Source organism: Stappia sp. (assembly GCF_965276915.1).
In the GTDB taxonomy this organism is placed as follows: Bacteria; Pseudomonadota; Alphaproteobacteria; order Rhizobiales; family Stappiaceae; genus Stappia.
In genome coordinates this window covers 2,804,204-2,817,320 of sequence record NZ_OZ255709.1, presented here as the reverse complement: position 1 = coordinate 2,817,320, position 13,117 = coordinate 2,804,204, and the positions used below count along the sequence as shown (strand labels likewise).

At 67.1% G+C, this 13,117-nt stretch carries 11 protein-coding genes; 2 read left to right on the top strand and 9 right to left on the bottom strand.

The features are described from left to right. Positions 1-9: 9 nt before the first annotated feature. From ACQY46_RS13005 to ACQY46_RS12985, 5 genes are all read right to left on the bottom strand, one after another. Positions 10-870, bottom strand: coding sequence for an ABC transporter permease (locus tag ACQY46_RS13005; RefSeq protein WP_428696465.1), 861 nt, complete (start codon positions 868-870; stop codon positions 10-12). Between the two features lie 4 nt (positions 871-874). Next, positions 875-1,747 carry an ABC transporter permease gene (locus tag ACQY46_RS13000; protein ID WP_428696464.1) on the bottom strand — a complete coding sequence of 291 codons (873 nt, stop codon included), beginning with the start codon at positions 1,745-1,747 and terminating at the stop codon, positions 875-877. After that, positions 1,744-2,865 carry an ABC transporter ATP-binding protein gene (locus tag ACQY46_RS12995; RefSeq protein WP_428696463.1) on the bottom strand — a complete coding sequence of 374 codons (1,122 nt, stop codon included), beginning with the start codon at positions 2,863-2,865 and terminating at the stop codon, positions 1,744-1,746. The genes ACQY46_RS13000 and ACQY46_RS12995 overlap by 4 nt, the downstream gene beginning before the upstream one ends. 172 nt (positions 2,866-3,037) lie before the next feature. Continuing rightward, on the bottom strand, positions 3,038-4,108 hold the full coding sequence (locus tag ACQY46_RS12990; protein WP_428696462.1) for an extracellular solute-binding protein: 1,071 nt from the start codon (positions 4,106-4,108) through the stop codon (positions 3,038-3,040). A gap of 171 nt (positions 4,109-4,279) precedes the next feature. Then, complete coding sequence (locus ACQY46_RS12985) at positions 4,280-5,758, bottom strand: PLP-dependent aminotransferase family protein (protein ID WP_428696461.1); 1,479 nt, start codon at positions 5,756-5,758, stop codon at positions 4,280-4,282. A gap of 165 nt (positions 5,759-5,923) precedes the next feature. Here ACQY46_RS12985 and ACQY46_RS12980 point away from each other — a divergent pair, with 165 nt between their 5' ends. Together ACQY46_RS12980 and ACQY46_RS12975 are read left to right on the top strand one after the other, a co-directional pair. Beyond that, positions 5,924-7,030, top strand: a complete 1,107-nt coding sequence (locus tag ACQY46_RS12980; protein ID WP_428696460.1) for a mandelate racemase/muconate lactonizing enzyme family protein — start codon at positions 5,924-5,926, stop codon at positions 7,028-7,030. Positions 7,031-7,033: 3 nt separating this feature from the next. After that, positions 7,034-8,524, top strand: a complete 1,491-nt coding sequence (locus tag ACQY46_RS12975; RefSeq protein WP_428696459.1) for an aldehyde dehydrogenase family protein — start codon at positions 7,034-7,036, stop codon at positions 8,522-8,524. A gap of 7 nt (positions 8,525-8,531) precedes the next feature. Here the strand turns inward: ACQY46_RS12975 and ACQY46_RS12970 are convergent, their stop codons facing one another. The 4 genes from ACQY46_RS12970 to ACQY46_RS12955 form a co-directional block, all read right to left on the bottom strand. Beyond that, a complete protein-coding gene (locus ACQY46_RS12970; protein WP_428696458.1) occupies positions 8,532-9,554 on the bottom strand; it encodes a histone deacetylase family protein in 1,023 nt (340 codons plus the stop codon). A 92-nt stretch (positions 9,555-9,646) separates the two neighbouring features. Further along, complete coding sequence (locus ACQY46_RS12965; RefSeq protein WP_428696457.1) at positions 9,647-10,579, bottom strand: 3-keto-5-aminohexanoate cleavage protein; 933 nt, start codon at positions 10,577-10,579, stop codon at positions 9,647-9,649. Positions 10,580-10,585: 6 nt separating this feature from the next. After that, positions 10,586-11,938, bottom strand: coding sequence for an aspartate aminotransferase family protein (locus tag ACQY46_RS12960; protein WP_428700484.1), 1,353 nt, complete (start codon positions 11,936-11,938; stop codon positions 10,586-10,588). A gap of 2 nt (positions 11,939-11,940) precedes the next feature. Continuing rightward, the gene (locus ACQY46_RS12955; RefSeq protein WP_428696456.1) at positions 11,941-13,041 is read right to left on the bottom strand and encodes an ABC transporter ATP-binding protein; all 1,101 of its coding nucleotides are present in this window, start codon (positions 13,039-13,041) and stop codon (positions 11,941-11,943) included. Positions 13,042-13,117: the final 76 nt, after the last annotated feature.

The following is a 13,117-nucleotide window of genomic DNA, read 5'->3' as shown; positions in this document are numbered from 1 at the left end:
GGCTGGCCTTCAGGAGGTGGTCTTGTCCCGCTGGACGAGGATCGAAAGCAGCGCCAGCAGGCTCGAACCGAGCATCAGGACGAAGGAGACGGCATTGAGCACCGGCGTCGAGCCGACCTTCACCATGCGATCATACATGGTCACCGTCAGCGGCGCCTCGGAGCCGACGAGGAACAGCGTCGTGTTGAAGTTCTCGAAGGAGACGAGGAAGGCGACGATGCCGGCCGCGATCATCGCCGGACGCAGGAAGGGCAGCGTGATGGTGGCGAGCACCCGCGCCCGGCTGGCGCCGAGATTGAGGGCCGCCTCCTCCATGGCGATGTCGAACTTCTTCAGCCGGGCGACGATCACCAGCGAGGTGATGGTGACGATGAAGGAGAACTGGCCGAGCACGACGAGCACGATGCCGGGCCGCAGGAAGGACAGTTCGATGCCCGTCGTCGTCTCGATGAAATTGGCCACCGTGCTCGCCAGCACCAGGATCGAGATGCCGAGGATGACGCCGGGAATGACCAGCGGCACGATCATCACGATGTAGAGCGCGTTCTTGCCCGGGAAATTGCCGCGCACGAACAGGAAGGCGTTGCAGGTGCCCACGAACACCGACAGCACCGAGACGCATGCGGCGATGACGAAGGAATAGTAGAGCCCGCGCAGCAGCCGGCGGTCGTGGAACATGCCGAGCTTGGGCTCCGTGTCGGAGAAGAACCAGTCGAGCGTGAAGCCCTGCCAGGGGAGCGACGGAAACAGGGAATCGTTGAAGGCGAAGGTGCCGGCGGCAACCAGCGGGGCCGCCAGGAAGACGAAGAAGGCCGCCAGATAAAGGCGATAGCCGATGAGGAAAAGGCCGGGGCGCGCGCTGTTGATCATGATCTCAGCTCCGCGCGACGGTGGTGGCAAGGCTCTGTCCCGACAGCTTCAGGCCGAGCCAGACGACGAGCGAGGTGAAGGCCAGCAGCAGGAAGCCGAAGGCCGCCCCGGACTCCCAGTTGTAGCGGGTGATGAACTGGTCGTAGATCTGCTCGGTGAACCAGCTCGAATTCTTGCCGCCGAGCAGGATCGGCGTCAGGTAGCTGCCCGCCGTCAGCATGAAGGTGACGATGCAGCCGGAGACGATGCCCGGCATGGCGTAGGGGATGATGATCCGGCGCAGCACGGTGAAACCGTTGCCGCCGAGATTGTAGCCGGCCTCGATCATGGCGTTGTCCATGCCATCAAGGGTCGAGACGAGCGGCACGATCATGAACAGGATCACCGTGTAGACGAGCCCCATCACCACGGTGGCGTCCGAGTAGAGGAACTCGACCGGTCCGCCGGCAAGCCCGCTCCACTGCAGCACGGAGGAGACGACGCCGGTTTCGCGTAGGAGCAGGATCCAGCCGAAGGCGCGGATCAGGTCGCTGACCCAGAGCGGGATCAGGATCACCAGGAAGAGCGCGCCCCGGGTCCGGTTGCCGGCGATCTTGGCGATGTAATAGGCGACGGGAAAGCCGATGACGAGGGCGAGCGCGGTGACCAGCAGCGACATGGAGCCGGTGCGAATCAGCGTGTTCCAGTAGATCGGCTCCTGGGCGAAATCGATATAGTTGCCAAGGCCGTATTCATAGACGCGCGGCGCCACCTTCTCGCGCAGCGACAGCACCACCATGCCGGCATGCGGCAGCGCGATCAGCAGCACGATCCACAGCGTGAACGGCGCGAAGAGCAGGATCAGCGAAAGGCGCCTGATGTCACGGGCATTGGTCATGCGGCGCTCTCCGCGGCAAAGCAGCGGGTCTGGGCATGGGCCCAGGACAGTCGCACCGCCTCGCCGGGGCGCAGGTCCTCCGGGCCGCCGGTCAGCACCACGTCGGCCTCGATCAGCGCGTCCTGGGCACCGCGCACCAGCACCCGGCTGTTGGCGCCGTTGAAGAGCAGGCTGTCGACCCTGCCCTCGATGACATTGCGCCCGTCCGTGTCCGGCAACGCCTCGCCGGCCCGCTCGGCGCGGATGAACTCGGGGCGCACGAAGAGCTCCACCCCGCCCTCGCCGGCAAGCGGGCTGCGCCCGGCCGCAGCTCCCACCAGCGGCAACCCGCCCTGCGTCTCGACCCGCACCTCCTCGCCGGAGCGCGACAGGATGCGGCCCGACCAGCGGTTGCTGTCGCCGACAAAGCCGGCGACGAAGGCCGTGTCGGGGTTGTGATAGAGCGCCTGGGGCGTGCCGATCTGGTCGAAGCGCCCCTTGTTCATGATCGCCACATAGTCCGACATGACAAGCGCCTCGGACTGGTCGTGGGTGATGTAGATGAAGGTCGTGTTGAACTGGTGCTGCAAGAGTTTCAGCTCGATTTTCATCGCCTCGCGCAGCTTCAGGTCGAGCGCGCCGAGCGGTTCGTCGAGCAGCAGCACGTCCGGGTCGAGCACCATGCAGCGGGCGATGGCGATGCGCTGCTTCTGGCCGCCCGACAGCTGGTGGATCTCGCGGTTCGCCACATCCGGCAGCGCGATGCGGGCGAGCACGTCCTTGACCTTGCGGTCGATCTCGGCCCTTGGCACCCGGTTGCAGCGCAGGCCGTAGGCGATGTTCTCGTAGACATTCATCATCGGGAACAGCGCCAGGTGCTGGAACACCATCTTGACGTTGCGCCTGTTCGGCGGGGTGTTGAGGACCGAACGCCCCTTGATGCGGATGTCGCCCGCGCCCGGCTCCTCGAAGCCGGCGATCATGCGCATCAAGGTGGTCTTGCCGCAGCCGGACGGTCCGAGAATGGAGAAGAAACAGCCGTTGGGGATCTCGAAACTCACATCCCTGACCGCCTGCACGGAGCCGTAATTCTTGGAAACGCCGATGCATTCGAGATCATGGGGCGCGGTCGATGTCATGCGGGAGCTCGCTCGGTTGCTTCGGATCGCGGACGCCGGTTCTTGCGCCGCTTCTTGCGGAGGGGCACCGGCGCGAAGGGGCTGATGCGCAAGGGGCGCCGGACGGGACCAGTCGGGGAACCAAGGACCCGGCACGCAAGCCTTGCGCGCCGGGCCGGTCGGGACATCGGCGTCAGTTGGACGTCGCCGCCTGGATCTTCTCGAGCGTCTTGCCTTCCATGTCCTCGACACCGGGAGGAATGTTGGCGAAGAACTTGAGATTGTCGATATCGGCCGCGGTGAAGGCCGCCTTGACCGCTTCCTGCTTGTCCTCGGGAAGCAGCTCCTGGGCGCCCTTGATCGAGGCGAGCGCGCCGGTGCTTGCCGACATCAGCTTGACGATCTCCGGCTGCAGCACGAAGTTGATCCACTTGTAGGCGGCATCGTCCGCCTCGCCCTTGCGCGGGATCGCAAACGTGTCGATCCAGGCGAGCGCGCCGGTTGCCGGCGGCACGAAGACGATGTTCTTGTTCTCGCCATAGAGCTTGAAGGCGGTGGAATCCCACGTCTCCGACGCGACGATCTCGCCCGAAAGCATCATCGCAGAAAGGTCGTCGCCGCCCTTCCAGTAGGCCTTGATGTTGTCCTTGCAGGCGATCAGCTTGTCGGCGACCTTGTCGAGCAGTTCCTGGTACTTGCCGAGATTCGCGTAGGTGGCGAAGGGATCCTCGCCCATGGCGAAGGCCGTGCCGAGCAGGATCGTGCGGCGCAGGCGCATCGAGGTCTTGCCCTTGTAGGCCGGATCGCAGAGGTCGGCCCAGCTCTTCAGGTCGGGCGCCTTGGTCTTGTCGACCATGATGCCGGACGTGCCCCACTGGTGCGGCACGGCATAGACACCGCCGTCGATGGTGGTGTTGGCCTTCACGCCGTCGAGCAGCTTCGGCTCCATGTTGGAGGTGTCGATCTGCGACAGGTCGAGCGGCTTGTAGATGTCGTATTCGAGCTGCACGGCGTAGATGCGGTCATGGCTCGGCTGGGCGAGATCGAAGCCGGCGCCGCCGGTGGCGCGCAGCTTGGCGATCATTTCCTCGTTGTTGGAGAAGGTCACCTCGACGTCGATGTCCGGGTATTTCTCCTCGAACAGGCGGATCACTTCCTCGGGCGCATAGGAGCCCCAGGTCAGCAGGCGCAGCGTCTCCGCATTCGCCGCACCCGACATCAGGGTCGCGACGAGCGCCCCGGCAAGAGTTGCTTTCAAACGCATTTCCAAGACCTCCCATTGGGGCCGCGCCGAAGAAGGACCTCCCCGCCCGTGGCAGCCACTGGGAGAAAGCTTAGTGAGGCATTGGACTGTGTCATATATCCATTATCGACCTTTCATGAGGGCCAATTCCGCTCTTCTACAGGACCACCCCCGTGCCACTCCAGAACCGGCTCAGCCGGATGGCGGCCAGCCGCGCAAGGCCTCGGCCGCACGGTGAATGTCGAGCGGGGTCGAGCTGCCAAAACCGATGACCACCCCCTTTTCCGCGACCGGCTGCAGGCAGTAGCGGGAAATCGGCGCCAGCAGCACGCCGCGCTCGGCCGCAGCCGCAACGGCCCGATCCTCGCCGACGGGCCCGGGCAGCAGGCCGATCGTGTGAAAACCGCCCGATGTGGGCTGGACGTCCAGCTTTCCGGCGAACGGCGCGAAAGCCTCGATCAGCGCCGCGTGGCGCTCCTCGTAGACCTGGCGCATGGCGCGGATGTGGGTGGCGAAAAGCCCCTCTTCCATGAAATCGGCGATCATCGCCTGCGGCGCCGTCGGCACGCCGCTCAGCCAGGAGACGCTCATCTGCGAGAACGTCTCCACAAGGCCGCGCGGCGACAGGATGAACCCGACCCTGAGCGAGGGAAACAGCGACTTGGAGAAGGTCCCGACATAGATCACCCGTTCCTGGGTATCGATGCTCTTCAGCGGCGGCTGCGGCTGGTTGGAGAAGGTGAACTCGCCGTCGTAGTCGTCCTCGACGATCAGCGCATCGCTGTCTTCCGCCGCCTCCAGCAACTCCAGCCGGCGGGCAAGGCTCATCACATGGCCGAGCGGCTGCTGGTGGGAGGGCGTGACGAAGGCGAGGCGGAAATGCGGCGCCTTGTCGAGCCCGTCGGCAACCACGAGGCCCTGCTCGTCGATGGCCACCGGCACGAGATCCGCGCCATTCGAGACAAGCGCATTGCGGGCGCCGATCGCGCCGGGGTTCTCGAACCAGACCCGATCGCCGGGATTGAGCAGCAGGCTGCTGATCAGGGAGAAAGCCTGCTGCGCGCCGCCAACAACGAAGATCTGCTCCGGATCGCACTTGATGCCGCGCATGGCGTTGAGATGGGTGGCGATGGCCGCGCGCAACCGCGACAGGCCGAACGGCTCGCCATAGCCCATCACTTCCTGGCGGTCGGCGCGCCAGTGACGGGCCGACAGCCGCGCCCAGTGCGCCATGGGAAAGACATCGAGCGCCGGCAGCGCGGTGATGAAGGGCTGCATGCGGTGCGGCAACCGTCCGCGCGGGGCGAAATGGCGGGTGGCATGGCGGGTCGCGTGCGACAGGCGCGGCCGGGTGACCGTGTGCGGGTCTTCGGAGCGCGGCGCACGGGTGACCCGCTGCCCCTGCAGGGCGGTGCTGACATAGGTGCCGGCGCCGATGCGCGCCTCCAGGAGCCCCTCGGCGATCAGGCGGTCGATGGCATTGCTCACGGTGGTTCGCGACAGGTCGAGCTCGGCCGCCAACGTCCGGCTCGCCGGCAGCCGCTCGCCGGCCTTGACGCCGCCGGTCAGGATGATGTCGCGCAGCGCCATGTAGAGCTGGACGCTGACCTTGCGCCCCGCCGCGCGGTCGATGCGGATCGAGGAGAGCAGCGCGCCGGCCTGGGTTTTCATCTGGCTTCGTTCCCCGTTTCCGCCGGCTCCACGGTCCGCCAGGAACCGCACGGCTTTCAAATTGGTCCGCCTGAATCATCAAAATGGACCTTATCTCCCGGCCAATCGACAATAAAGTGCAGGCTCATCAAACGGCCCGTCGGCGGCCTGCCTTCCGAGGACATCATGAAGATTGCCAGGATCGAGACCTTCACCACGCAGTTCGTCTGTTTCGTGCGGGTGACGACGGACAGCGGCGCGACCGGCTGGGGCCAGGTCGCGCCCTACAATGCCGACATCACCGCAAAGGTGCTGCACCGCCAGGTCGCCCCTTACGCGCTCGGTGCCGACGCTCTCGACATTGCCGGTCTCGTCGACATCATTCCCGAGCGCGAGCACAAGTTCCCCGGCTCCTATGTGGCGCGCGCCATGGGCGGGCTCGACACCGCGCTGTGGGACCTGCGCGGGCGGCTGGAGGAAAAGCCGGTCTGCGCGCTGATCGGCGGCACGCCCGGCCGGGTCCGCGCCTATGCCTCGTCGATGAAACGCGACATCACGCCGGCGGACGAGGCGGTTCGCTTCCAGCGGCTGCGCGATGCACATGGCTTCGATGCCTTCAAGTTCCGCGTCGGCGCGGAATGCGGGCGCGACATCGACGAGTGGCCGGGGCGCACCGAGGAGATCGTGCCGACGATCCGCCGGGCGCTCGGCGATACCGCCACGCTTCTGGTCGATGCCAATTCGGGCTTCTCGCCGGCGCGCGCCATCGAGGTCGGCCACATGCTGCAAGACCACGGCGTCGCCCATTACGAGGAGCCCTGCCCTTACTGGGAATACGGGCAGACGAAACAGGTGACCGACGCGCTCGACATCGACGTGACGGGCGGCGAACAGGACTGTTCGCTCGTCGACTGGCGGCGGATGATCGGGGACCGCGTCGTCGACTTCATCCAGCCGGACATCTGCTATCTCGGCGGGCTGACGCGCACGCTCCAGGTGACGGAGATGGCGGCGGCTGCCGGCATTCCCTGCACGCCGCATTGCGCCAACCTTTCCATGGTGACGCTGTTCACCATGCACCTGCTGCGGGCGATCCCCAATGCCGGCAAGTATCTGGAGTTCTCCATCGAGGTCGAGGACTACTACCCCTGGCAGGAGGGGCTCTTTACCGCCTCCCCCTATGCGATCACCGACGGCCATGCGACGGTCACCGACGCCCCCGGCTGGGGTGTCGAGGTCTCGCCCGAATGGCTGGCGAAAAGCGACCACCAGACCAGCGAAGCGGAAGGCTGAACCATGAGCGCTCACAGCGAACTCGTCGCACAGGTCCGGCGTACGGGCACACTCCTCGACCTCCCCTCAGGGTTCTATCTCGATGGCGGTTTCCAACCGGCCGCCTCGGGGCGGGTGATGGAAAGCCTCGACCCGGGCCGCGGCGCGGCCTTCGCCAGCTTCGCGCGGGGTGATGCCGGCGACGTCGCCACCGCCGTCGCCAGCGCCCGGCATGCCTTCGAGACCGTGTGGCGGGACATGGCGCCGGCGGAGCGCGGCCGGATCCTTGCCCGCGCCGCGCAACTGATCCTTGCCGAGGCGGACCGGCTTGCCATCGCCGAATGCCTCGACAGCGGCAAGACGCTCAACGAGGCGGAAGGCGACGTGCGCGGGGCGGCGCGCGCCTTCGAATATTACGCGGGCGCCTGCGACAAGCTGGAGGGGAAGACCTTCCCGCTCGGCGCCGGCTATCTCGGCTATTCGCTGCATGAGCCGGTCGGCGTCACCGCCCATGTGATCCCGTGGAACTATCCGATCTCGACGGCGGCGCGCGGCCTTGCGCCGGCGCTCGCCGCCGGCTGCACAGTGGTCGCCAAGCCGGCCGAGCAGACCCCGTTCACCGCCCTGATGCTGGCCGATATCCTCACCCGCGCCGGCCTGCCCGCCGGCGTCTGCAACGTGGTGACGGGCACCGGCTCGGAGGCCGGCGCACCGCTCGTCGCCCATCCGGACGTTGCCCATGTCACCTTCACCGGCTCGGTCGCCACCGGCCAGCAGGTGATGCGCTCGGCGGCCGACCACGTCACCCGGCTGGTGCTGGAACTAGGCGGCAAGTCGCCCGTCATCGTGCTTGCCGACTGCGACAGGGAGGCGGCGCTTTCCGGCGTCATGGGGGCGATCTTCGAGAATGCCGGGCAGATCTGCTCGGCCGGCTCGCGCCTCGTCATCGAGCGCTCCATCGCCGACGGCTTCCTTGAGGAGCTGGTGGCACGGGCACGCCGGCTGAGCCTCGGCCACGGCTTGCGAAACCCGGACATGGGCCCGGTCAGCTCGGCCGAGCACCTTGCGAAGATCGCCGGCTTCGTCGAGCGGGCGAAGGCACGCGGCGCGGAAATCCTCACCGGCGGCGCGGCCACGACCGACCCGGAGACCGGCCAGGGCTGGTTCTTCGAGCCGACCATCGTCGCCGACCGGCCGGCCGGTGACGAACTGGTGCAGGAGGAGGTCTTCGGCCCCGTCCTGACGGTGCAGATCGCGGATGACGCGGAGCACGCGCTGGAGCTCGCCAACGGCACGGCTTTCGGCCTCGTCGCCGGCATCTACACGCGCGACCACGGCACGGCGCATCGCCTCGCCCGCCGCCTCGACGCGGGGCAGGTGTTCATCAACGAGTATTTCGCCGGCGGCATCGAGGTGCCGTTCGGCGGCACCAAGCTCTCCGGTTTCGGCCGGGAAAAGGGGCTTGAGGGGCTTTTGAGCTACTGCCGGACGAAGAGCGTCGCCGCCAAGCTGTAGCTCGGCTCTATCCCTCCCTGAAGCCCTTCAGGAAAGCGGTCAGGTTGTCGCCCAGCGCATCGCAGAGATAGCCGCCTTCCTGGACGATCACCGTCGGCAGGCCGATCCCGGCGCAGCGCGCGCCGATCGCCGCGAACCCGCCGGTGGAAACGGTGAGGCCGCCAAAGGGATCGCCCTCGAACGCATCGAGCCCGAGCGCAACGACAAGGGCCCCCGGCGCGAAGGCGCGGATGCGCCTGATGGCGACATCGAGCGCGGCGAGAAACGGCTCGTCGCCGGATCCGCGCGGCAGCGGCAGGTTGAGGTTGCAGCCGAGCCCCGCCCCCTCGCCCCGTTCCGAGGCATGCCCCCAGAAGAAGGGATAGAAGCGCACCGGGTCGGCGTGGATCGAGACGGTCAGGACATCGCCCCGGCCGTAGAAGATGCCTTGCGTGCCGTTGCCGTGATGCAGGTCGACGTCGAGGATGGCGACGCGGTCATGGGTTCGGCGCAGCTCCTGGGCGGCGATGGCCGAATTGTTCAGAAAGCAGAAGCCGCCAGCGAGATCGGCGAAGGCGTGATGGCCCGGCGGGCGGCTCAGCGCATAGACCGCCTCTTCGCCGCCAGCCACCATGCGCGCGGCATGGACTGCGGTCTGGGCGCTCCAGTAGGCGGCTTCCCAGGTCCCGCCCGAGATCGGGCAGGCCGTGTCGGCCATGTGATAGCCGGCCTGACCGACGGCCGATGCCGGATAGGAAAAGTCCCGGCGGTCGGGGTGGATATTGGGCACCACTTCGGGCGAGGCATCGGGTATGCGCTGCCAGCGCGTGAAGATCGTCTCCAGGAACTGCAGGTATTCGGGCGTGTGGACGGCAGCCAGCGGCCCCGCCCCGTGATCGTCGGGTGCGACCTCGCCAAGGCCGGCTGCGCGGGCGCCGGCCAGCAGGCGGTCGATGCGGCCGGGCACTTCCGGGTTGGGCTGCGGCGCGCCGGAGGAGAGGAAATGGCGCGGGTCGTGCCGGCGCTGGGTTTCGGAGAATACGAGTTTCATGCAGGTTTCCGTCTGGTTGGCGAGTGCCGGCCCTGTCCGGTCAGGATCACGGCCTGCTGTGTTCCATCTTTGAAGCTGCGCGAAAGACCGCCCTAGAACGCGACCTTGTCGCCTCCCTTGAGATCGAGCATGGCGCGGGCGTCGGCCGGCGTCGCGATCTCGTAGCCAAGGCCCTCAAGGACCCGGCGGATGCGCGCGACCTGATGGGCGTTGTCGGGCGCCAGCGCACGGCCCGCACCGTCGGTGAGGCTGTCCTCCAGGCCGACGCGGGCGTTGCCGCCCATGACGACGCCCATGGTGGCAAGCCGCATCTGGTGCCGGCCAGCCGCCAGTACCGAGAAGCGGTAGGCATCGCCGAGCAGCCGGTCGGCGGTCGCCTTCATGAACAGGAGGCTTTCGGGACCGGCATCAATGCCGCCGAGAATGCCGAGCACGAACTGGACGAAGACGGGCGGCCGCACGAGACCCTTCCTGAGAAACCAGGCCAGGGTCTGGATATGACCGGCGTCGTAGCACTCGAACTCGAAGCGCGTGCCGCATCCCTCGCCGAGATCCGCAAGAATGGTCTCGATGTCGGCGAAGGTGTTCTTGAAGACCACATCGCGTGTCGCCTCAAGGAATCCCTTCTCCCAGCCATGGGTCCAGGTCTCGTGACGGGCGGCGAGCGGGAAGATGCCGAAATTCATCGACCCCATGTTGAGCGAGCACATTTCCGGTCGCGCCGCGCGGGCCGGCGCCAGCCTTTCGTCCAGCGTCATCTGCGAGGAGCCGCCGGTGGAGATGTTGACGACGGCGTCCGTGCCCTGCCGGATGCGCGGCAGAAAGCCCATGAAATGCTCCGGGCTGGCGCTCGGCCTGCCGGTTTCCGGATCACGGGCATGGACATGCAGGATCGCAGCGCCCGCGCGTGCCGCGCCCAGCGCCTGCGCGGCCATCTCGTTCGCCGTCACCGGAAGGTGCGGGCTCATGGTCGGGGTGTGGATCGAACCGGTGAGCGCGCAGGTGAGAATGACCTTGTCCGCCATCCCCGCTCACCCATTGCCGACGGGAAGGCCGAAGCGGGCGGCGAAGGCATCAAGAGAAGCGACAAGCTTCTCCATGATCTCGCCGATATGCTCCTGCGTGACGATCAGCGGAGGGCAGACCATGAAATGATCGCCCGTGCGCCCGCCGCGCGTGCGCCGCGAGTAGATGATCAGGCCGCGCGCGTAGGCTTCCTCGACGAGATGGACATGGGCGTCCATCTCGGGGGGCAGCGGTTCCATCGTGGCCGTGTCGGAAACCAGCTCGAAGGCCAGCAGCAGTCCCTTGCCGCGCACATCGCCAATAAAAGGATAGCGCGCCTTCAGGCCTTCGAGCTCCTCCTTCAGGCGAGCGCCCATCAGGCCGGCGTTCTCGCACAGGCCCTCGCGCTCGATCTCCTCCAGAACGGCAAGCCCGGCGGCGCAGGCGAGCGGATTGCCGGCATAGGTGTAGCCATGCACGAAACCGCCGGAGGCCAGCACCGGCTCGACGATGCGCTCATGGGCGACCATGGCGCCGAGCGGCGCGTAGCCGGCGGCGAATCCCTTGGAGAAGGCAACGATGTCGGGCTTCAGTCCCCAATGCCCCCCGGCCAGGAAGCGCCCCGTGCGCCCTGCCCCGGTCATCACCTCGTCGAGAATGAGGAGAATGCCGAACTCCCGGCAGATTTCCGCGATGCGGGCATAGTAGCTGTCGGGTGCGACCAGCGCCCCGGTCGCGGCCCCGCCGACCGGCTCCATGATGAAGGCCAGCACGGTCTCCGGCCCCTCCGCGAGGATCTTGTCGCGCAGCATGTCCGCATAGCGCAGGCCGCGCGCCTCATGGGTGAGACCGTCCCGGTCGAGATAGCAGGTGGGCGCCGGCACTTTCGGCATCTGGCGCATCATCGGCGCGAAGGGTTCGCTCATCACGTCCATGCCGGTGAGCGCCAGCGCACCGAGCGTCGAGCCGTGATAGGAGGGAAAGCGCGAGATCACCTTCCAGCGCCGCTCCTGGCCGACGGCCAGCGCATGCTGTCGGGCAAGCTTGATGCAGCTCTCCACCGCTTCCGAGCCGCCGGAGACGAAGAAGACGCGGTTCAGCCCCTCGGGCATGCGTTGCGCTGTCGCGGTGGCCAGCCGCTCGGCCGGCTCGTTCTCGAAATGCAGGCGATAGGCGAAGGTCGCCTTGTCCATCTGGGCCCGCATGGCCGCGAGCACGCGCTCGTTGGAATGGCCGATATTGGCGACCATGGCGCCGCTGGAGCCGTCGAGATAGCGCTTGCCGTCGACATCCCAGATGTAGACGCCGCGTGCCTCGGCGACGAGCGGACGCCGTCCCCGGCTTTGATAGAACAGGTTGGAGGCAGGCTGCCGCGCCATGTTCATGGACGGTCCTCGACCGGCACCAGCGCGCAATCGCGCCCACGGATCACCGCGCTGACCCTGTCGCCGCGCCGGAACGGCCGGTCCTCGATCGGGTTGAGCGCCTGCAGGGTGCGACCGGCCACCTCGACGAAATAGCGCGCCGCCTGGCCCTGGTAGTCGACAGCGGTGACCTCGCCAGGCAGGGACAGCGCATCGGCGTGCGGTGTGTCGTCCTCAGCACCCAGGAAGAGCTTTTCAGCGCGCACGACGATATTGGCGGCCGCGCCTTCGCCGATGCCCCGGCTGCGTGCTGCCGGCACAAGGATCTCGCCGATCCCGTCGACGGCGACGGAAACACTCTCGCCGTCGCTTCTGCCGACCCTGCCCTCGACGAGATTGGCATTGCCGAGAAAGCGGGCGACGAAGGCCGAGGTCGGGCTGCGATAGACGTCTTCCGGTGCGCCGACCTGCTCCACATGCCCCTTGCTCATCACCACGATGCGGTCGGACATGGCAAGCGCCTCGGACTGGTCATGCGTGACGAAGATCGTGGTGATGCCGAGATGGACCTGGATGCGCTTCAGCTCCACGCGCATGTCCTCGCGCAGATTGGCATCGAGCGCCGACAGCGGCTCGTCGAGGAGCAGGACATCGGGCTCGATGACGATGGCACGCGCCAGGGCGATGCGCTGCTGCTGGCCGCCTGAAAGCTGGCGCGGGAAGCGGTCGCCCATGTCGGGAAGCTGGACGAGCTCCAGCGCGCGGGCAACCTTCCCGGCGATCTCGCCGCGCGGGATATCGCGGTAGCGCAGGCCGAAGGCGACATTGTCGAAAATCGTCTTGTGCGGAAACAGCGCGTAGTTCTGGAAGACGATGCCGAGGTTCCGCTTGTGGATCGGGGTATGGGTGACGCTGCGCCCCTTGATGACGATCTCGCCCTCGCTCGGCTCCAGCAGGCCGGCGATCATCCTCAGCGTCGTCGTCTTGCCGCAGCCGGAGGGGCCGAGAAGCGTGACGAAGCTGCCTTCCTCGATGTCGAGGTCCATGCGGTGAACCGCCGTCAGCCCGCCGAAGCGCTTGACGATGCCGTTCAGCTGGACGGCGCTGGAATGTTCCATGGTGATGATCCGCGTTGCCCGGAAGGAGTGAGGGCGGACGGGGCGTCGTGCGCCCCGCCCTTGGCGCCTGTGGGAA